This window comes from Streptomyces sp. CNP082 (assembly GCF_059570535.1).
The window spans coordinates 93,417-112,891 of sequence record NZ_JCANSZ010000001.1; the positions used below are offsets into that span (position 1 = coordinate 93,417).

Genomic DNA, 19,475 nt, shown 5'->3' on the forward strand with positions numbered 1-19,475 from the left:
TCAGAGCGCGGCGGGGCGGGCGTGGGCGAGGAAGCCGAGGCCGGTGGAGATCTGGTCGGCGTACTCGACGGTCCTGGCGGCGAGCGTGTCCTGGCGGGCCGCCAGGTCCATGGCGGACAGCGAGCCGGAGACGGACAGCGCGGCGACGACCGCGCCGGAGCGGTCGCGGACCGGCGCGGCGAGGCAGGCGCGGCCCAGCGCCAGTTCCTCGACCTCGGTGGCGTAGCCGCGGGCCCGGGTCTGCGCCAGCGCGTCGAGCAGTCCGGCGAGGCCGGTGAGGGTCTTGCGGGTGTACGCGGGGTAGTCAGGGCCCATGACGACGCGGACCTCGTCCTCCGTCAGCCCGGAGAGCAGCGCCTTGCCCATGGCGGTGGCGTGCAGCGGCGCAAAGCGGCCGGTGAGGGTGAAGGTCCGCGGCGCGAGGGGGCCTTCGAAGTGGCAGAGGTAGAACATGCGGTCGCCGTGGCGCTCGGCGACGTTGGCGCCGAGGCCGAGTTCGTGGGCGAGGTTCTGGGCGACCTGGCGGGCGGCGCGGTGGACGGTGGACTGGTTGAGGGCGACGCCGGCGAGTTCGACGACCTTGGGGCCGATGCGGTGCAGGCCGCTGCGCTCGTCGCGGACGAGGTAGCCCAGCGACTCCAGGGCGGCGACCAGCCGGGAGACGGTGGACTGGCCGAGGCCGCTCAGCTCGACCAGCTCGGCGATGCGGCGTTCGGGCTGTTCGTCGGTGAAGTACGACAGCAGCGACAGGGCGCGCTCCACGCTCTGCGTGCCCGACGCGGTGCCTCCCGTTGCCGCCATCGCGACCTCCGTTTCCGGTCCCGGCCCCCGTTCCCCTGGCGGGAAGATGGCTCATCCAGATAGCGGATGTTACATGGGTGCGGGGGCCCGGGTACGCGGAACCCGTTACCGGTCATGGGTGCCGTAGGCGACGAGCGTCGTCGGGATCATGGTGCGGCGCTGCCGCGGCGCCGCTGCCGTGTCCGCGCCGGTTCCGGTTCCCCCGCCGGGGCCGGCGCGTTCGCGGAGCCGGGCGAGGAGCAGCCGGCCGGCCTCGCGGCCGAGTTCGTCGGTGTCGTACGCGACGAGGGTGAGCGGCAGGCCCAGGGTGTCGGCCATCTCGAAGTCGTCGAAGCCGGCGAGTGCGGTGGCGGTGCCGGCCTCGCGGATGGCGCGGAAGGCGCCGATGGTGTTGCGGTTGTTGGCGCAGAACAGCGCGGTCGGCGGCGCGGGCAGGGCGAGCAGCCCGGCGGCGGCGCGGGCGGCCTCGGCGGTCTGCTGCTGCCCCTGCCGTACGTACGTGTCGTCCACGGGCAGCCCGGCATCGGCCAGGGCGGCGGCGTAGCCGCGGAGCCGCTCGGTGCCGGTGTAGACGGCGGGCGGGGTGCCGAGGAAGCCGATGCGGCGGTGCCCGGCGGCGAGCAGTTGCCCGGTCGCCGCGCGGGCCCCGCCGTAGTCGTCGACGAGGACGTGGTCGGCGGCGAACCCGGCGGGCGGCCTGCTGGCCAGCACGACCGGCACGCCCTCGGCCGCGGCGGCGGCCAGGTGCCGCTGGTCGCCGCCGGCGGGGACGGCGACGATGCCGTCGACGCGGCGGGCGACGAGGTCTTCGACGAGGCGGCGTTCGGCGTCGGGGTCCTGGCCGGTGTTGCCGATGACGGCTTTCAGGCCGTGCCGGGCCACGACGGCGTCGACGCCGAGGGCGAGGCGGGAGTAGAAGGGGTTGGCGAGGTTGGTGACGACGAGGCCGACCAGCCCGGTGCCGCTGCCGAGGCGGAGGCTGCGGGCGACCTCGTTGCGCCGGTAGCCGAGTTCGGCGACGGCGGCGCGGACGCGGGCGGCGGTGGCGGGCAGCACCCGGGGGTCGTCACGCAGGACGCGGGAGACGGTCATGGCGCTGACCTCGGCACGTTCTGCGACGTCGCGGAGCGTGGGCTGCGCCTCCCGCGGGGCGGCTCCGCCGGCGGGACCGGCCGTCATGCGGCGCCTCCGGCGGCCTCGGCGGCGCCGATGAGCGCGGCGTCCTCGCCGAGGAGGGCGCGTACCAGCCGGCCTCCGGCCCGGTGGCCACAGGCCGCCGAGCGCCCCGGTTCCGGCAGGCCCGGGTCCCCTTCTGCGCGGGCGCCGGGCACCGCGGCCCCGGCCGCCGGGGGCCAGCCTCCGGCGGCCAGGGCGTCGGTCAGGGGTGGGGCGAGAAGGTCCCAGGACTCGGCCATGGAGCCGCCGACGACCAGCGCGGTGGCGCCGAACGCCGCGAGCCGCGGGCCCAGTTCGGCGCCGAGCGCGTGGAACGCCGCGTCGAGCACCCGGCGTGCCCGCTCCTCCCCCGCCCGCGCCCGCTCGGCGATCTCCCGCACGTCGACGGCGGCTTCCGCGCCGACGGAGGCGATCGCGCCGTCCGCTCCCTCCCGGCGGCGCGGCCGGCCGGAGGCGCCCGCGGCTTCGCCGCCGGGCTCTCCCGGCGGCCCGCCGTGCTCCCCCGCCGGCCCGGACCCGCTCGCGAAGCCCGGTCCTCCCCCGGAGCCGGTTCCCCCGGACACCGTCCCGCCGCCGGCGCCCGCGGCGGCCGGGTACCGGGCGAGGATCGCCCGGCGCGAGACCGCCTCCTCCAGCGGCCTGCCGCCGATCCTGGCCAGGTCCATGCGCCCCTCCGGCGGCACCCCCGGGCCCGTCGTGCGCAGCGCGCCGTCCGCGAGGAACGCCGAGCCGACGCCGGTGCCGAGGGTGATGCCGACCGCGCGGGTGTGGCCGCGGGCGGCGCCCGCGGTCCACTCGCCGGCCAGGAAGGCGTGCGCGTCGTTGCGGAAGGTGACTCCCGACGGGCTCCCCGGCAGCCCGCCGAGGAGCGCCGCCCGCACGTCCACCCCGTACAGCGACTCGAACTTGCCGACGCCCGCGAAGAGCGCGATGCCCGTCGCGTAGTCGAACGGGCCGGGCACCGCCACGCCCCACCGCGCCCCCGCCGGTGCCGCCGGCAGGGCGCGCGCGCAGCGTAGGACCGCGCCGAGGATGTCCCCGGCGCGGGCCTGCGCGTCCAGCGGGCGGCGCACGCGGGTGGCCACGGCGGCGGTCCGCGGGGAGACCAGCGCGGCGGTGACGTGCGTGCCGCCGATCTCCAGGACGGGGATCAACGCTCGGCGGCCTTCCTGACGAGGGCCTTGACGACCCGCACGGGCCCGCCGCCCGCGGCGGCCACGAGCCGGTAGCCGCCGACGGCCGCGGGCACAGTCAGCGTCTCGGCGTACGACAGCTCGTGGGTGCCGCCGGCCGCGGTGTGCAGGGTCACGCCCTGTCCCCCGGCCACGTTCAGGACGTGGAAGCGGCCTTCGGTGTCGTCGCCGGCCTCGGCGCCTTCGTCGAGCGTGTACCTCCTGACTTCGTAGAACATCTCGTCGAGCGCGCCGAGCAGTTCCTCACGCCAGCCGGGTCCCGAGCGCAGCTCGCGCGGCGCCTGGACCAGGTCCCTGGCCACGGCCTCGCCGCGGCGCCCGGTGTCGAGGTTCGCCAGCCCGTGTTCGTACGGCATGGGCCGCGGCCTGCCGTCGGCGCCGGGCCGCAGCCAGTCGTAGAAGCGGAGGCTGTAGAGGTAGGGGGTGGCGCTGATCTCCAGGACGAGGTTGCCGGCGCCGCTGGCGTGCGGCGTGCCGGCGGGGATCATGAAGAGCTGCCCCTGCTCCCCGGGAAAGGCCAGCACGTGGTCCTCGGGGTCCATGGGCACCGCTTCGGTGACCGCCTTCTCGATCTCCTTGCGGAACTGCCCGGTGTCGGCATCCTCGCGCAGCCCGAGGTACACCTTGGTCCCGGCGCTGCCGAGCGTCATGTAGTACGTCTCGTGCTGGGTGTACGGCCAGCCGAACCGCTCGCGCATGTAGGCGTCCCGCGGGTGGCAGTGCACCGAGAGGTTGCCGCCGCCGACGGTGTCGAGGTAGTCGAAGCGGATCGGGAACGAGGTGCCGAAGCGGGCGTGCACCTCGGCGCCGAGCACGTCCTCGGGGGCGAGGACGCACATGAGCTGGAACGGCACCTCGGCCTGCGCGTCCGGCCCGGTGCCGATCAGGATGCCGGCCTCGGGGGCGATCAGCTCGTAGCCGAGGGCGGTGTTGGGTGCGCCGGGGGCGAAGCCCAGCTCGGTCTGCGCCCAGTGGCCGCCCCAGGGGGTGGAGTTGAAGTACGGGCGGGTGCGGACGGGCCGGCGGGCCAGCGCGGCGAGGGTGGCGCGCAGGCCGTCGCCGTCGAGGTGGGCGGGGCGGTCGGGGTCCTGGACGTCGAGCCAGCCGTCGAGGCGGCGGGCCAGGGCGTCGCGGTGGCGGTCGAGCATGGGCCAGTCGGCGTAGAACAGCCGCCGGTGGGTGGGGGCTTCGCCGGGCAGGCCCAGGTTGGCGCCGGTGGTGCCGGCGGTGACGGCTGCTTCGGCGTAGCGCTTGGGCACGTCGGCGTACCAGAGCAGGTCGTGCGGTACCACGGCGGCGCCGGGGCCGTAGACGAGCAGCAGCCCGGCGCCGGGGCGCGGTGCCTGCGGCGGGGTGTCGAAGAGGTCGTCGAGGGGGTTCTCGGCGAGCTTGCAGTAGTACGGGTCGGCGGCGTCCTCGGGCCGCTCGGTGCGGCGTCTGATCTCGTCGGGCGGCGCGTAGCGGCGCCGTACGTCGAGCAGGGTCACCGCCGTGCCGCGGGCGGTGAGTTCGCGCCGGAGCCGGCCGGCGAGGGCGTCCCAGTCCGCGGACGGGGGTCCCTCGACGGCCACGACCGCCGGGCCGTGGGGGAGTTGTGCCGCCACGGCCCGCCAGCCGGTGGTGAGGACGGCCGGCGGGGCGGGTGCGTAGCGCGGGTCGAGCCGGTACACGCAGTCTCCTTCGGATGTGGTTCAGCGGCGCCGGAAGAGCACCGCGGTCGTGCCGAGGGCGGGGAGGTCGACGGTGACCTCTCCGTCCCGTACCGGCAGTTCGTCTCCCGGGCGGCCGAGGTAGTCGGCGAGCCCGGCCCCGGTGACGGGGAAGAGGGCGCGTACGGGGCAGGCGACGGGTTCCTCGGCGAAGGACTGCAGGCGCAGCAGCACGGCGCCTTCGCCGGCTTCGCCGCCGGGCGTGGTCGCTCCCACCAGCCGTACGCGCGAATCGCCGACCTCGGCGAACGCCAGCCCGTCGGAGACCTCGGCGCCTTCGGCGTGCGGGGCGCGGGCCCGTACGGCGTGCAGCGGGCGGCTGAGTCCGGCGGCCGTGCGGGCGCCGAGGGCGCCAGGGGCAGCGGCGTCGGCGGGGCCGCAGGCGAGGCTGTAGCGGAAGGTGAACTCGAAGCCCTGCTCGCCGGGGAAGTTGGTGTCCCAGAGGTTGTTGTGGATCCAGGAGAAGACGGTGGCGGGCTCGTCGTGGCCCATCGTCTTCGGGAACGGCGCGTACGGCAGGGCGATGTTGCCGAACTGCACCAGCGGCGCGTCCTGCGTGGCCCAGGCGACGGCGAGCCCGTCCTCGGCGAGCGTCACCCAGCGGCGTACGGCCCGCATGTGCTGCGCGGAGCCGGGGATGACGGACAGGCCGGTGCCGGTGGCGCCGCCGGTGGCCTCCATGCGCACGGTGGGCGCCTCGAAGGCGAAGGGGAACGCGAAGTAGGCGCTCTCCTTGCCGAGGGTGGCGTCCTTGTCGACGCGGTTGTCGATGTCGAGGCGGGCGGCGCCGTGCGGCAGCGTCAGCGTCGTACGCACCCGGTTGGCGCCGGCGGGGCGGGTCTCGTAGGTGAGGGACTCGCCGGTGGCGGTGGAGGTGCGGGCGATGAGTGCGGCGGGCGGGGCGACGGAGCGGTTGCCCAGGTGCTCCAGGCGGTCGGAGGCGGTGGTGCGGCTGGAGTTGTGGTTGAAGCCGCCGGCGGTGGTGTAGCTGTCGTGGATGTAGGCGTTGAAGCCGGCGGCGGCGTCAGCGCGGACGAGTTCGCGGCCGGTGGACTTGTCGACGACGGAGGCGATGCAGGCGCGGGCGAGGTCGACGCGCACCGCCAGGTGCTCGTTCTGAAGCAGGGTCGGGTCGGTCTGGGCGTGCGCGGCGGCGGCGGTCTCGGCGGGGTCCTCGCGTTCGGTGCCGCCGGTGGGGTTCCAGCCGGTGGCGGCCTTCAGGACGGCGCCCTCGCCGCCCTCGGCACCGCCGTCCGCACCGCCGGCTCCTTCGGCGACGACGTCGAGGCGTACGGATCCCGCGGGCGGCACGTCGGCGACGCAGACCAGCAGGAACCGGCCGGCGTCCCGGTGGTCGTCGTTGACCTGCGCCTGCTCCTCGTGCGCGAGCCGCTCGCCGCTGCGGGCGTCGCGGACGGCGACGCGCTGCTCCAGCGGCACGCTGCTCTCCGGCAGGAAGATCCGTACGACGTCGGTGCGGGCCCAGGAGCAGGTGTTCACGACGTGGTACGACACGGCGCCGGGCGCGCTCGCGAGCCGCTGGCCGAGGCGGGCGCGGCCCCGGTCGAGCAGCGAGTTGCCGTCGTCGTACGCGCGCAGCGCCTGGCCGTACTTCCAGTGCCACTGCTCCTCGCCGCTGTGGCCGCCGTGGTCGCCATGGGTCCAGGGGTCGCCGGCGCCCCAGGTGTGCTCGTCGAAGAGCGACACGGCCTCGTAGACGGGCGCGGAGTCGCGGGTGTCGTCGGCGGCGCCCGCGGCGCCCAGGACGCCGGCGAAGGTGCCGAGGGTCTGGGCGTCGGCGACGGTGGCCTGCGCGGTGCGGGCCAGGGACAGCGGGCGGGCACCGGAGCCGACGCCGTCGACCCACCAGTCGGTCCAGTCGCCCTCGAAGGTGCGGATCTCGCCGGCGAGGCGGGCTTCGGCGTCGGTGAAGAAGTCCTCGTTGCGGGAGAGCCGAAGCCGCGGGTAGGCCCAGGTCTCGTTCCACCGGCGGACGGTGTCGGCGATGATCCGCCGCGGCGGGGCGTTGTCGCCGAACTTGCCCTGCACGCGCAGGTGCAGGATGTCCCACGGGTACGGCTCGCGCTTGACGTCGGCGGCGTCCATGGCCCAGCCGAAGATGCCGCCGCGGTACGGGTACGGGTTGCTGGCCAGCGAAGTCAGGTAGGCGGGCAGCAGGTCGTCCACGCTGGCGTAGTCGGTGTCGAAGCCGAGCAGCGGGCCCTCCATGTAGGCCAGGCCGTGCGGCGTGTCGGTGACCCAGACGAGGACGCTGTTGCCGCTGGGCGCGCGCCAGCGGAAGAGCCGGGGCAGCTTCTCGCCGCCGACGAGGTGGGGCACGGACCGGCCGGCCCAGTTGTGCGCCACGGAGAGGTACTTCACGCCGGCGGCGGCGAGGGCGTCGACGAGACCGACGACGGAGCCGGGCACGTCGGTCTGCATCGCGGAGGTGAATTCGACGCCGTGCTCGTCGCGCACCTCGTGGGCGAGCCGCAGGAGTTCGTGCAGCTCGTCGGTGGAGCAGGTCTCGGTGTGCAGGTTGAACGGCATCGCGGTCAGCTCGATGCGGCCCTCGCGTACGCGCCGGACGAACTCCTCGACCTGCTCGGCGGGGCGCGCGTCGGCCCACTGCCGGAACGACCACAGGGACTCCACGCACCAGCGGAACCGGGATTCGGCGGGCCAGTCGTCGGTGGCGCGGGTCAGCTCCAGGCAGGAGTCGAGGAACGACAGATGCTCGGCGAGGACGCGGCCCTGCGGGTCGGTGTAGCCGATGTCGAGGTGGGAGTGGTGGACGAGGTGGAGGGTCCACTGCCGCTGCGGGGTCAGCGTCAGCTCGATGCCGGCGTCGGGCTGCCCGGCGGCGCCGTCGGGCAGGCCGACGGTGACGCGCTGGGCGGTGTCGACGGCGGGCAGCAGCAGGCGTACGGACCTGCCGGGGCCCGGTTCGGCGACGGCGGGCAGCGCGGTGCCGGACTCGGTCCGTACGACGAAGTCGGGCAGGCCGTCGGGCAGGCCGGCGGGCAAGGGCTGGCCGCCGGCGGCCTCCACGCGCAGGCTCTGCAGCAGCCCGCCGCCTTCGGCGTGCTTGAGCAGCGGCTCCTGGGTCAGGCGCAGTGCGGTGCCGGCGAGGGTGCCTTCGGCGGTGACGACGCTGCTGCGCAGGCTGTCGCGGATGCGGTCGTTGTCCCAGTCGGTGGTGCGGACGAGGGCCCGAGTGGTCATGCGGTGGTCTCCGTACTCTCCCGCGGCGGTGCGGGCGGTGAGGCGGGCGGGTGTCAGCGGGTCGGTCGGTCGGCGAGTCGGTCGGGTCGGCAGGTCGGATCGGCGGGTCGGGTCAGCGGGCTGATGCCGTGATGCCGCGCAGGAACAGGCCGCGGAACACCAGGAAGACGAGCAACGTGGGCAGCGAGACGACGAACGCGCCGGCCAGCACCACCGGGGGCCCGGCCGTGCTGTACGCCTGGGTGAGGGAGTTGAGGGTTGCCATCACCGGCTGGACCTCCGGGCTGCGGCTGAGCGTGAGGCCGAACAGCAGGTCGTTCCAGACGGCGGTGAACTGGAAGATGAACGCGGCGCCGAGCCCGGAGCGCATCAGCGGCACGTGGATGCGCCAGAAGATGCGGCGCATGGAGGCGCCGTCGAGCATCGCGGCCTCGGTGATCTCCGGCGGCATCGTCGTCATCTGGTTGCGGATGAGGAAGAACGCGAAGGGGACCGCCCAGGCGGCGTAGACGAGCATCAGGCCCAGGCGGGTGTCGTAGAGGTTGGCGTCGGCGTACATGCCGAACAGCGGTGCCAGGAACATCTGCAGCGGGAACAGCGTCCCGGAGAAGATCACCCAGAACCACAGAGCGGGCCTGGGGATCGGCAGCACGATGACCGCGAATGCGGCCATCGCCGCGACCACGACGGCCACGCCGCCGCACACGGCGGCGTACAGCATCGAGCTGCCGAAGCCGTCGCCGATGCCGGCGTCGACCCAGGCCGACTCCAGGTTGTCGAAGAGCGCGAAGCCCCGCGGGGTCCAGTCCATCGAGCCGGTGTACTCGTCGGCCGGGGTCAGGGAGTTCACGATCAGCAGGTAGAGCGGCAGCAGCCAGAGCAGCACGCAGCCGGCGACGAAGAGGTTGCGCAGATGGCGTCCCATGTCGGTCTCCTCTCAGTCCTTGGCACCGGGCATCTGGCGGCGCAGGTAGAGCCACGAGGAAGCGACGACGATCACGGAGAGCACGAGCGCGACGGCGGATCCGTACCCGACGTGGAAGAGGCGGAACGCCTCGCGGTACATGGTCAGCGCCAGCGTCTCGGAGCTGCGCGAGGGACCGCCCTGGGTGAGGACCCAGATCATGTCGAACGCCTTGAGGCTGTTGACGATGGCCATGCCGACGACCACGACCGTGACGGCGCGCAGTTGGGGCAGGGTGATGTGGCGGAACATCCGCCAGCCGGTGGCGCCGTCCAGCTCGGCGGCCTCGACCGTCTCCCGCGGGATGGCGCGCAGGCCGATGGCGAAGAGGACGACGTTCAGCCCGGTGGCCTGCCAGGTGCTGGCAACGATCATCGCGAGGGTGTTCTGCGGCCACTCCAGCAGCCAGCCCTGCGCCCAGGAGTCGAGGCCGACGCCGCGCAGCACCTGGTTGACCGCGCCGTCGGTGGTGAGCATGAAGCGCCACAGCGAAGCGGTGGCGGCACCGGAGATCGCGAACGGCAGCACGATGACGAGCTGGGCGGCCCAGCCGAGGCGCATCCGGTGGGTGGCGACGGCGATGGCGAGGCCGGCGATGACGGGCAGCAGCAGGGTGCCGGCGACCCACAGGAAGGTGTTGAGCAGCGAGCGGCCGAAGATCGGGTCGTCGGCGAGCCGGGTGTAGTTGTCGACCCCGGTGAAGCTGCTGGTGAAGCCGTTGTCCTCGAAGAAGCTGCCGTAGATGCTGCGGAAGAAGGGGTAGACGAGGAGCACGCCGACGAGCAGGAGCGCGGGCAGTGCCCAGGGGACCCCGGCGAACGGGCCGCCCAGGCGGCGGGTCGAGGTGGTCTTGGCGGCCTGGTGGGGGCTGCGGACGGGGATGCGGCGGCGTACGCGCACGGGCTTGGCGGCGCCGGCGGTGCTCACGGTGCCGGTCATGACTCCTCCGCCTCCCGCCACACCTTCCACGCCTCGTCGGCGCGGTCCTGCATGGTCCGCAGCCCGTCGCGGTACGAGTGCGGGTCGATGAGCATGCCCGCGAGGTCGTCCACGGTGGCCTCGACGAGTTCGGGCGGGCCCAGTTCCCAGAAGCGGTTGAGCAGCCAGAGGTCCGCCGACCGGCGCGCCACGCCGTCGATGACCGCGTTGGCGGGCTTGACCTGCGGGTTGGGGCTGCCGTCGGAGAGGCCGTGCGCGAAGGCCGTGGCGACCTCGGGGTGCAGCCAGCCGCCGGCGGCCTTCAGCGCCTCGTCCTTGTCCGGCCCTTTGACGGTGACGGCGAACGCGCTGGACTCGAAGATCACGCAGGGCCGCGCGGCGGGGTCGGCCATGGGCAGGACGAAGGCGTCGACGGTCTTGCCGGGCTCGGCGCCGGCCCCGGCGAAGACGGCGCCCAGCCAGGTGCCGCAGGCGACCATCCCGATCTCGCCGTGGATGACGGCGGCGGCGGCGTTGTTGTGGTCCACGTCCATGCTGGTGAACCAGTCCTTGTCGAAGAAGCCGGCGATCGTGCGCAGCGCACGCTCGGCGCGCGGGTCGGTGTAGCGCTCGCGCCCGTTCATCAGGTCGTCGTAGAACTGCGGGTCCTGGCGGCTGAGGATCTCCTGGAACCAGATGAACGCGGGCCAGCGGCCGGCCGTGGTGCCGTGCAGCGGGGTGATGCCGTTGTCCTTCAGCCGGGCGCAGGCGGTGAGGAAGTCGTCCCAGGTCTCCGGCTTCTTCAGGCGGTGCTCCGCGAAGACCTCGGGGTTGTAGAAGATCACCCAGTACGCGAGGTTCATCGGCAGCCCGTAGACCCGGCCGTCGTGGGTGAACGCCTCGCGCAGCGAGGGCTCGACCCAGCCGCGGGACTCGGCGGCCTCCCACTGCGCCGACAGGTCCTCGATGCCGCCGGTGCGCGCGAGGTCGCGCAGCCGGTAGCCGGACCAGTACTTGAGCAGGTCGGGGGTCTTGTTCGTACGGAGCGAGGACTTGACGACCTGCTCGAAGGACTCCAGGGACGGGATGACTTCGGGGACGAGCTGCAGGCCGGCGGTGGACTTCAGCGCCTGTCCCGCGGCCTGCAGCGGCGCCTCCCAGGCGGCGTTGTCGCCGTGGATCGCGACCTTCCCGGGGCCCTGCCCCGCGGCGCTGCCGCAGGCGGCGGCCAGGCCGCCGGTGGCGGTGGCCAGCGCGCCGGCCGCGGAGGTGCGCAGCAGGGTGCGGCGGTCGAAGCGGGAGCGGTCGGAGCCGGAGCGGTCGGAGCGGGGGCGGGGGTCGGTGGTCGTGCGGGTGTCGGCGGGTGGCGGGGGGATCGGCGGATGACGACCTGACATCGGGCGGCTCCCTCGGTCGAGCGTTCGTGTTATCGTTAACACGCACTGGAGGGAGCTTGGCGGCCGACGACGGCCGGCGTCAATGGGCTTGCAGTGAAATTTCATCAGACGGCCTGATTCCTCAGGCCGCGCTTCCCCTTGCGGCAGAATGCCCGAAATGTATAGTTCTGGCCCAGCGGGGTCGCAGGTCCGCAGCCGCGCCTCTGCGCAAGGACGGCACCCGGCCGCCGGGCCTGCGACCTCCACGCCGCCGGCATACGCCACCGGGCAGCGGACACCGGCAGAGGCAGCCGACGCCCCCGCGAACGCGCCGACGACAATGGTGCGATGACCCACCCGCACCATGCCCCCGCGCTCACCGTCGTCGGCCTGCTCAGCGGCACCTCGTACGACGCCGTGGACGCCGCCGTCTGCGACCTGAGCCTGGCCGGCGACGAACTGCTCCTGCACCCCCGCGGCCTGCACAGCACCCCGTTCCCCGACGAGCTGCGCCGCGCCGTCGCCGCGTGCCTGCCCCCGGCGCAGACGACGATGGCGGAGGTCTGCCGGCTCGACACCGAACTGGGCCGGTTCTTCGGCCGGGTGGCCGCCGAGGCCGTCGAGGCGGTGGCGGGCGGGCGGGCCGACCTCGTCGTCTCGCACGGGCAGACCGTCTTCCACTGGGTCGAGGGCCGCCGCGCCCGCGGCACCCTCCAACTCGGCAGCGCCGCCTGGATCGCCGAGGCCACCGGGCTGCCCGTCGTCTCCGACGTACGCACCCGGGACATCGCCCGCGGCGGCCAGGGCGCCCCGCTCGCCTCCACCCTCGACGCGCTGCTCCTGCTCGGCGAAGGCCCCGGCCCGCGGCGCGGGGCGCTGAACCTCGGCGGCATCGCCAACATCACCGTCCGCGGCCCGTCCGGCGAGGTCGTCGCGTACGACCTGGGGCCGGCCAACGCGCTCATCGACGCGGCGGTGGCCGACGGCACGGGCGGCGCGGAGACGATGGACACCGACGGCGCGCGGGCGCGGCGCGGGACGGTGGACCGGGAGCTGCTGCGGCGGCTGCTGGCCGAGCCGTACTACGCGCTGGCCGCGCCCAAGTCGACGGGCAAGGAGCTGTTCCACGGGGCGTATCTGCGCGAGCAGGTGGCGGCTGCGGGCGCACCCCCCGCGCTGGACGACCTGGTGGCCACCGTCACGGAGCTGACCGCGGAGCTGGTCGCGGCGGCATGCCGGGAGTACGGGGTCGAGGAGCTGGTCGTCTCCGGCGGCGGGGTGCGCAATCCGGCGCTGACGGCGCGGCTGGCCGGGCTCTGCGCGCCGGCGCGGGTGGTGCCGATCGAGGACCACGGGCTGTCGTCGCAGGGCAAGGAGGGCTATCTCTTCGCGCTGCTGGGCTTTCTGACGGTGTGCGGGCTGCCGGCGTCGGTGCCGTCGGCGACGGGCGCGCGCGAGGCGGCGCTGCTGGGGTCGATCACCCCGGGGGCGCAGCCGCTGCGGCTGCCGGAGCCGGCGGCGAAGGCGCCAGTGCGGCTGCGGGTGGTGTGAGGCCGGGGGCCGGTCCGTACGGGGCGGGGGCAGGGCTGCTCCGCGACCCGGCGGCCGGTCGTGCCGGGGGCCGGTCCGTACGCGACGGGGCGCGGACGGTTCCGCGGGCCTCGTCCCCGAGCGGTCCGGGTCCGGTGGGACGGCGGCCCGGCGGCCCGGGCACCGCGGCACCGGCCGCGCAGGCAACGCAACGTCGGCAGCGGACCGTCTCCCACGGGCGCTCACCCGCCCATCGGCTCCGGCCGGTCACCGGACGGCAGCCCGCCGCCGCCCCGCGGTACCGCGGCGCTCGCGGCCGACCGCGCTCAGCGCCGGGCGCTCAGCGCCGCCGCCAGTGCCGCCGTCGCCGCTGCCGCCAGGGCCGCACCCGTCAGCGGCAGCAGCGGCAGCGGCACCTGGGCCGCACGGGAGCCGCTGACCAGGCCGGTCACGGCGGCGTTCGCCGGGGAGCCGGCGGCCACCAGCACCGCCACCGCGCCGGCCAGCGTCGCCGGCACGGTCCACGCCCGGCTGCGCAGCAGCGGCCGGTTGCACAGCGCCCCCACCGCCGTGCCCAGCAGCGCGCACGTCAGCGTCGCCAGCAGCCCCGCGCCCGTCGCCGCCGCCACCGGGACGGCGGTCTCCGAGGCCCGGTCGGAGCCGTGCGCGTCGCTGATGAGCACGACGACGGCCACGCCCGCCGCGCCCAGCGCGCACGCCGCCGCGAACGCCGCGGCCAGGCTCGCCAGATGGGCCCGCGCCGGGCCCCCGGCCGCGGCTGTGCAGGCCCGGGCGGCGGGCGGCTCCACGCCGGTGCACACCCGCACCAGCCACGCCGCGACCGGCAGTACCGCCGCCGCGGCCACCCCGAGCGAGTCCAGCACCGCCTGCCCCGGCTGGACGCCGACGGCCACGGCCGCCGCGTACACCAGCAGGGGCGGCAGCCAGCGGTGCGACCGGGCAAGCAGGGCGAGCTGGTAGCGCACGAGCGCGGTCACGGCGCGGGATCCTCGTCCGGTTCGTACGCCTGCACGGCCCGGATGTGCCAGCCGGGGCCGGCGTCGAGCAGCGCCCGCAGCAGGTCGTCGGAGTGCGCGGCGGACACCGTCAGCCGCCAGCCGCCGCCGGGCAGTTCCTCGCACCGCGGCGCCCCCGGCAGGCCGCCGGGCACGGGCGCACCCGGCTGCCCGACCGCCTCGACCGCCACCGCCGGGACCGCCGCCGGGACCGCCGCCGGACCGGCCGCCGCCGGCCGGGCGGTCACCCGCCCGCCGGCGACGCGGCAGGTCGCGTACGGCACGTCGGCCAGCCGCCGCGGGTCGTGGTCGACGAACACCACCGTGCCGCCCGCCGCCAGCCGCTCCCCCACCGCCTCGTCCAGCTCCGCCCGCGCCCTGGTGTCCAGCCCCGTCCACGCCTCATCGAGCACCAGCAGCTCCGGCTCCGCGAGCAGCGCCTGGGCCACCGCGACCTTCTGGCTGCCGCCCTTCGACAGCTCGTCCATCGGGGTACGCGCCCACTCCCCCGCCCCGAACCGCTCCAGCCACGTCCCCGCCCGCCGCCGCGCCTCGGCCCCGCGCAGCCCGTGGACCCGGCCCAGGTGGGTCAGGTAGCCGAGGGCCGTCAGCGGCAGCGCGGCGGGGAAGCGCTCCGGCACGTACGCCGTGCGCGCGGGCCGACCGGTGATGCGCCCGGCGCTGGGCAGGTCGATTCCGGCCAGCAGGCGCAGCAGGGTCGACTTGCCGCCGCCGTTGGCGCCTTCGACGCGTGCGAGCGCACCCGCCGGCACCCGCAGCTCGACTCCGCGCAGCACCCAGGGCGCATGTCTGCCGTAGCGGCGGCCGACACCGTCCAGCCTCATGGCCCGGATGATCTCATGGCGGCGCGCCCGCGGCGAGGACCCCGAGCAGCGCCGAAGTGGCCGGATCGCTTACGGTGCAACGGCAGTTGGACTACTTTGTGTGGCTGAGCGCGACCGGTGGGCGGGAGAGATTTGTGGTGGGAGACGCAGATGGCGGCGGAAGAACGCCGGTGATCGACACCACCGTGCCGCAGTCGGCGCGTATCTGGAACTACTGGCTCGGCGGCAGCGACAACTACCGCGTCGACCGGCTCGCGGGCGAGGCGTACGTGCGGCTCTCGCCCGCCATCGTCGACATCGCCCGCGCCGCGCGTGCCTTCCTCGGCCGCGCCCTGCACCACGTCGCGGCCGACGCCGGGATACGCCAGTTCCTCGACATCGGCACCGGGCTGCCGACCGCCCAGAACACGCACGAGGTGGCGCAGGCGGTGCACCCGTCGGCACGGGTCGTCTACGTCGACAACGACCCGATGGTCCTCGCGCACGCGCGCGCCCTGCTGGTGCCCCGGCCCGGCGGGTCGTGCGACTACGTCAACGCCGACCTGCACGAGCCGGACGCGGTGCTGGCCGGCGCCGCGAAGACGCTGGACTTCGACGAGCCGGTGGGGCTGATCCTCAGCGGGATCGTCGGGCACGTCCCGGACTACGACGGGGCGCGCCGGATCGTCGCCCACCTGGTCGGCGCGCTGCCCGCCGGCAGCCATCTGGTGCTCAGCGACGGGACGGACGTGGTGAACCGGGACGCCGGCCGGGCGCAGGACGCGTACAACAGGAGCGGCGCGGTGCCGTACGTGCTGCGCACGCCGGAGGAGATCGAGGGCTTCTTCACGGGCCTGGAGCTGGTGGCGCCGGGCGTCGTGTCGTGCCCGCGGTGGCGGCCGGAGGGCGGTGCGGAGCCGGAGCCGGTCGACCAGTTCGGCGGCGTGGGGCGGAAGGCGGGAAGCGCGTGACGGTGCGCTCACGCACCGTTCGTACCTGCGAAGGTATTCAGCCACCCGGCGCGGGCTTCGCCTCCGCCACCAGCTCCCCCCAGGCGACCGTGCGGTCGCACCAGCGCTCCAGCAGCGTCCGGTCGTGGCCCACGGCCAGCAGCGCGGCGCCCGAGGCGCGGCGGTAGTCCTCGACGGCCGCGACCAGCGCCGCGGTGGTGGAGGCGTCGAGCATCGCCGTCATCTCGTCGCACACCAGGATCCGGGGACGCAGCGCCAGCGCGCGGGCGAGGCAGGCGCGTTGGAGCTGGCCGTCGCTGACCTCGTGCGGCCGGCGGGCCAGCAGGTCGGGGGTGAGGCCGACGAGTGCGGCCAGTTCCCCGGTACGGGCCGGGGCCTCGGCGCGGCGGCCGGTGGCGCGCAGCGGTTCGCCGATCAGGGCGGCCAGCGTCAGCCGCGGGTCGGCGGCGAGGCGGGGCTGCTGGAAGACGACGCCGAGTGCGGTGCGCTGCGCGCGGGGGGCGCGGTGGCGCCAGCCGCGTACGGGCTCGCCGTCGAGCAGCACCTCGCCGGCGTCCGGGCGGTGCAGCAGCGCGGCGACGCGGGCGAGGGTGGACTTGCCGCAGCCGCTGGGGCCGAGGAGGCCCGCGGCCTCGCCGGGGGCGAGGGTGAGCCAGACGTCGCGTACGACGGGGGCGCGCCGGTCGTATCCGGCGGTGACGCCGCGGAGTTGCAGCGGGGGCGGGGTGTCAGCGGGCATCGACGGACTCCGGCTGCGGGGACGGGCCGGGGTCACCGGTCCGCTGCTTCGGCGGGTGGGCGGCCCCGGCGCCGGGGGGCTCGGCACTGGCGGGCTCGGGGCTGGCGGGCTCGGGGCTGGCGGGCTCGGCGGCCGGCAGCACCGGGTGGTGGCACGCGACGCCCGCCGTCAGCGCCGGCACCGCCGCGCAGGCGGCCGTGGCGTACGCGCACCGCGGCGCGAACGCACAGCCCGGCGGCAGCGCGCCCAGCTCCGGCGGCCGTCCCGGGACGGGCCTGAAGCCGCGCTCGGGGAGGGCGTCGAGGAGGCCGCGGGCGTACGGGTGCCGGGGCCCGGGGGCGCCGAAGAAGCGGGCGGCGTCGGCGAGTTCGACGATCCGCCCGGCGTACATCACGGCCACCCGGTCCGCGATCCGCTCGGCGGCGGCCAGGTCGTGGGTGATCATCAGCAGCCCGTGCCCGTCGTCGACCTGGCGGCGCAGCTCGTCGACCGTGCGCTCGACGAGGTCCCGGTCGAGGCCGGTGGTCGGCTCGTCGGCCAGCAGCAGCGGCGGGCCGCCGACGAGGGCGAGGGCGGTGGCGGCGCGCTGGGCGAGGCCGCCGGAGAGTTCGTGCGGGTAGCGGTCGAGGTGGTCGGCGGGGAACGCGGCCCGCTCCGCGGCCTCTTCCGCGGCGGCGCGCAGCCCGGACCTGGGGGTGCCGGTCAGCTCCCGGACGACCTCCTGGAGCTGGGCGCGCACGGTCCGTACGGGCGTGAGGTGGGCGGCCGGGGACTGCGGGATGAGGCCGGCGCGGCGGCCCCGCACCCGGCGGGCCAGCTCCTCCTCGGCGGCGCCGAGCAGTTCCAGTTCGCCGAGGTGCGCCGCGCCGGCGGTCTCGGCATTCTCCGGCAGCAGCCCGAGGAGCGCCGAGGCCAGGACGGACTTGCCGCAGCCGCTCTCGCCGACGAGGGCGACGCACTCGCCGGGGGCGAGGGCGAGGGAGACGTCGGTGACGGCCGCGACGTACCGGCCGCGGCGCATCCGGAAGCGGACCGACATCCTCTCAAGGGTCAGCAGCGGCGCGGCGGCACCGGCCGGGCGCTCCGTGCGGTCCTTGGGGGCCTTGGGAGCCTTGGGGTCGGTACGGCCGGTGCGGTCCGTGCGCTCCGTCACAGCGTGAGCTCCGATCGGCGGCGCGGGTTCAGCCGCTCCCGCCACGCGCCGGCGAGGCCGGCGACGGCGAGGGTCGGGATGATGATGAACAGGCCCGGGAAGAGCGTGGGCCACCAGTCCCCCGCCAGCAGCGCGCCGCGCGCGCCCTGCACCATCGCGCCCAGGCTCGCCTGGTGCGGCGGCAGGCCGAGGCCGAGGAACGACAGCGCCGACTCGTGCCAGATGGCGTGCGGCACCATCAGCACCGCCGCGAGACCCGCCTGCGGCAGCACCCCGGGCACGAGGTGGCGGACCGCGACGCGGGTGCGCGAGGCGCCGCCGGAGATCGCGGCGTCCACGAACGGCCGGCCGCGCAGCGACAGCACCTCGGCGCGCACGATGCGGCAGGTCGACACCCAGTGCGTCAGCCCCACGGAGGCGACCACCGGCCAGACCCCCGGCTGGAACAGGGCGACGATGAAGATGCCGAGCAGCAGGTGCGGTACGGAGGCGAAGACGTCCACCAGGCGCATCACGGCCCGGTCGACGTGCCCGCCGAGCGCACCGGCCAGCGCCCCGACGGCGGTGCCCACGACGGTGGCGACGAGCGCGGCGACCACGCCGACGAGCAGCGAGACGCGCAGCCCGTAGACGCAGCGCAGCAGCACGTCGCGGCCGACGTCGTCGGTGCCGAAGGGGTGCGCGAGGGACGGTGCGGCGAGCTTGTTGCCGATGTCGACGGCCTGCTGGTCGAGTTGGACCAGCGGCGGCACGACGAGCACCGCGAGGACGGCGAGCGCGACGACCGCGGCCGAGGTGCGCACGCGCAGCGTACGCACCGAGGTGCGGCCGGTGCCGCGGGTGCGCCAGCGGGTCGCGCCGGACCCGGCCGCCTCCGGCACTGCACCCGCCGTCTTTGCCGTCTCAGCCATCGAAGCCCACTCTCGGGTCGGCGAGTCCGTACAGCAGGTCGGACAGCAGGTTGCCGAGCAGCACCGCCGCCGTCGCCAGCACGGTGAGCGCGGCGAGCAGCGGGAAGTCGACGGACGTGGCGGCCTCGACGGTGGCCGCGGCGATCCCCGGCCAACTGAAGACGGTCTCGATGAGCAGCGCGCCGGTGATCAGCTCCGGCACCCGGGTGCCGATGAGCGTGAGCACGGGCAGCAGCCCGGAGCGCAGCGCGTGCCCCAGCAGCACGGTGCGCTCGGCGAGCCCGCGGGAGCGGGCACCGCGCACGGGGTCCTCGTCCAGCGCGTCGCCGACGCCCTGGCGGACGTAGAGCACGAACCACGGCATCTGCGAGACGGCGAGCACCGACGCCGGCAGCACCACGTGCTCGGCGACCTGCCCGAAGCTGACGACGTCCGTGCCGGCGTCGGTGAGCCCGCCGGCCGGCAGCGCGTGGAGCTGGAGCGCGAACAGCCAGACGGCGAGCAGCCCGAGCCAGAACGGCGGCGCCGCCTCCAGCGCGTACGCGACGGCGGTGACTGCCCGGTCGAGCAGCCCGCCGCGGCGGCGGGCGGCGAGCACCCCCAGCAGCGTGCCGACGACGATGGCGACCGCGAACGCGACCGCGCACAGCAGCACCGTCCAGCCGATGCGCTCGCCGATGACGTCGGCGACGGGCTGGCGCATGCTGGTCGACTCGCCGAGGTCGCCGGTGACGGCGGCGGAGAGCCAGTCCCACCAGCGGGTGGTGAACGGCTCGTCGGCGCCGAGGCTGTCGCGGAGCTGGTCCAGCGCCTCCTTCGAGGCGCTGAAGCCGGCGGTGCCCGCGTACGCCTTCACCGGGTCGAACGGCGAGGCGGCGGCGATGGCGAACACCCCGAACGTGACGGCCAGCAGGACGGGGACGGCGTACAGCAGCCGCCGCCCCGCCATCCGCGCCATCGGGGCCAGTG

Annotated in this window: 16 protein-coding genes; 2 read left to right on the top strand and 14 right to left on the bottom strand. The window is 75.5% G+C overall.

From position 1 onward, the window contains the following. The 8 genes from B124_RS00365 to B124_RS00400 form a co-directional block, all read right to left on the bottom strand. Window positions 1-801, bottom strand: a complete 801-nt coding sequence (locus B124_RS00365; RefSeq protein WP_496500540.1) for an IclR family transcriptional regulator — start codon at window positions 799-801, stop codon at window positions 1-3. A 105-nt stretch (window positions 802-906) separates the two neighbouring features. After that, a complete protein-coding gene (locus B124_RS00370) occupies window positions 907-1,980 on the bottom strand; it encodes a LacI family DNA-binding transcriptional regulator (protein ID WP_496500541.1) in 1,074 nt (357 codons plus the stop codon). Next, window positions 1,977-3,131, bottom strand: a complete 1,155-nt coding sequence (locus tag B124_RS00375) for an ROK family protein (protein WP_496500542.1) — start codon at window positions 3,129-3,131, stop codon at window positions 1,977-1,979. Before B124_RS00375 ends, B124_RS00370 begins: the two co-directional genes overlap by 4 nt. Then, a complete protein-coding gene (locus B124_RS00380; RefSeq protein WP_496500543.1) occupies window positions 3,128-4,840 on the bottom strand; it encodes a class I mannose-6-phosphate isomerase in 1,713 nt (570 codons plus the stop codon). The genes B124_RS00375 and B124_RS00380 overlap by 4 nt, the downstream gene beginning before the upstream one ends. Window positions 4,841-4,861: 21 nt before the next feature. Further along, window positions 4,862-8,104, bottom strand: coding sequence for a glycoside hydrolase family 38 N-terminal domain-containing protein (locus B124_RS00385; protein WP_496500544.1), 3,243 nt, complete (start codon window positions 8,102-8,104; stop codon window positions 4,862-4,864). A 112-nt stretch (window positions 8,105-8,216) separates the two neighbouring features. Continuing rightward, the gene (locus tag B124_RS00390; protein WP_496500545.1) at window positions 8,217-9,029 is read right to left on the bottom strand and encodes a carbohydrate ABC transporter permease; all 813 of its coding nucleotides are present in this window, start codon (window positions 9,027-9,029) and stop codon (window positions 8,217-8,219) included. A gap of 12 nt (window positions 9,030-9,041) precedes the next feature. Next, window positions 9,042-10,007, bottom strand: coding sequence for a carbohydrate ABC transporter permease (locus B124_RS00395; protein ID WP_496500546.1), 966 nt, complete (start codon window positions 10,005-10,007; stop codon window positions 9,042-9,044). Continuing rightward, entirely contained in the window at window positions 10,004-11,383 is a 1,380-nt protein-coding gene (locus tag B124_RS00400; protein WP_496500547.1) for an ABC transporter substrate-binding protein, read from the bottom strand. Before B124_RS00400 ends, B124_RS00395 begins: the two co-directional genes overlap by 4 nt. A 327-nt stretch (window positions 11,384-11,710) precedes the next feature. Between B124_RS00400 and B124_RS00405 the strand changes: the two genes are divergently transcribed. Then, window positions 11,711-12,913, top strand: coding sequence for an anhydro-N-acetylmuramic acid kinase (locus B124_RS00405; protein WP_496500548.1), 1,203 nt, complete (start codon window positions 11,711-11,713; stop codon window positions 12,911-12,913). Window positions 12,914-13,218: 305 nt separating this feature from the next. On the opposite strand, the gene B124_RS00410 is transcribed toward B124_RS00405, so the two are convergent. Together B124_RS00410 and B124_RS00415 are read right to left on the bottom strand one after the other, a co-directional pair. Beyond that, the gene (locus B124_RS00410) at window positions 13,219-13,890 is read right to left on the bottom strand and encodes an ABC transporter (RefSeq protein ID WP_496500549.1); all 672 of its coding nucleotides are present in this window, start codon (window positions 13,888-13,890) and stop codon (window positions 13,219-13,221) included. Beyond that, entirely contained in the window at window positions 13,887-14,753 is an 867-nt protein-coding gene (locus B124_RS00415) for an ATP-binding cassette domain-containing protein (protein ID WP_496500550.1), read from the bottom strand. The genes B124_RS00410 and B124_RS00415 overlap by 4 nt, the downstream gene beginning before the upstream one ends. A gap of 170 nt (window positions 14,754-14,923) precedes the next feature. Between B124_RS00415 and B124_RS00420 the strand changes: the two genes are divergently transcribed. Beyond that, complete coding sequence (locus B124_RS00420; protein WP_496500551.1) at window positions 14,924-15,703, top strand: SAM-dependent methyltransferase; 780 nt, start codon at window positions 14,924-14,926, stop codon at window positions 15,701-15,703. 37 nt (window positions 15,704-15,740) lie between these two features. On the opposite strand, the gene B124_RS00425 is transcribed toward B124_RS00420, so the two are convergent. Genes B124_RS00425 through B124_RS00440 form a run of 4 tightly spaced genes read right to left on the bottom strand, consistent with a single transcriptional unit; the run spans window position 15,741 to window position 19,464 of the window. Next, window positions 15,741-16,442 (bottom strand): ABC transporter ATP-binding protein, encoded by a 702-nt coding sequence (locus tag B124_RS00425; protein WP_496500552.1) that lies wholly within the window; start codon window positions 16,440-16,442, stop codon window positions 15,741-15,743. Beyond that, window positions 16,432-17,595 carry an ABC transporter ATP-binding protein gene (locus B124_RS00430; RefSeq protein WP_496500553.1) on the bottom strand — a complete coding sequence of 388 codons (1,164 nt, stop codon included), beginning with the start codon at window positions 17,593-17,595 and terminating at the stop codon, window positions 16,432-16,434. Before B124_RS00430 ends, B124_RS00425 begins: the two co-directional genes overlap by 11 nt. Continuing rightward, window positions 17,592-18,506, bottom strand: a complete 915-nt coding sequence (locus tag B124_RS00435; protein ID WP_496500554.1) for an ABC transporter permease — start codon at window positions 18,504-18,506, stop codon at window positions 17,592-17,594. Before B124_RS00435 ends, B124_RS00430 begins: the two co-directional genes overlap by 4 nt. Continuing rightward, window positions 18,499-19,464 (bottom strand): ABC transporter permease, encoded by a 966-nt coding sequence (locus B124_RS00440; RefSeq protein WP_496500756.1) that lies wholly within the window; start codon window positions 19,462-19,464, stop codon window positions 18,499-18,501. Before B124_RS00440 ends, B124_RS00435 begins: the two co-directional genes overlap by 8 nt. Between the last annotated feature and the right edge of the window lie 11 nt (window positions 19,465-19,475).

Excerpts from the sequence above, each read along its gene's own strand:
- B124_RS00365 (WP_496500540.1), bottom strand. The coding sequence starts at position 801 with ATGGCGGCAACGGGAGGCACCGCGTCGGGCACGCAGAGCGTGGAGCGC.
- B124_RS00370 (WP_496500541.1), bottom strand. The coding sequence starts at position 1,980 with ATGACGGCCGGTCCCGCCGGCGGAGCCGCCCCGCGGGAGGCGCAGCCC.
- B124_RS00385 (WP_496500544.1), bottom strand. The coding sequence starts at position 8,104 with ATGACCACTCGGGCCCTCGTCCGCACCACCGACTGGGACAACGACCGC.
- B124_RS00390 (WP_496500545.1), bottom strand. The coding sequence starts at position 9,029 with ATGGGACGCCATCTGCGCAACCTCTTCGTCGCCGGCTGCGTGCTGCTC.
- B124_RS00395 (WP_496500546.1), bottom strand. The coding sequence starts at position 10,007 with ATGACCGGCACCGTGAGCACCGCCGGCGCCGCCAAGCCCGTGCGCGTA.
- B124_RS00400 (WP_496500547.1), bottom strand. The coding sequence starts at position 11,383 with ATGTCAGGTCGTCATCCGCCGATCCCCCCGCCACCCGCCGACACCCGC.
- B124_RS00405 (WP_496500548.1), top strand. The coding sequence starts at position 11,711 with ATGACCCACCCGCACCATGCCCCCGCGCTCACCGTCGTCGGCCTGCTC.
- B124_RS00415 (WP_496500550.1), bottom strand. The coding sequence starts at position 14,753 with ATGAGGCTGGACGGTGTCGGCCGCCGCTACGGCAGACATGCGCCCTGG.
- B124_RS00425 (WP_496500552.1), bottom strand. The coding sequence starts at position 16,442 with ATGCCCGCTGACACCCCGCCCCCGCTGCAACTCCGCGGCGTCACCGCC.
- B124_RS00435 (WP_496500554.1), bottom strand. The coding sequence starts at position 18,506 with ATGGCTGAGACGGCAAAGACGGCGGGTGCAGTGCCGGAGGCGGCCGGG.
- B124_RS00440 (WP_496500756.1), bottom strand. The coding sequence starts at position 19,464 with ATGGCGCGGATGGCGGGGCGGCGGCTGCTGTACGCCGTCCCCGTCCTG.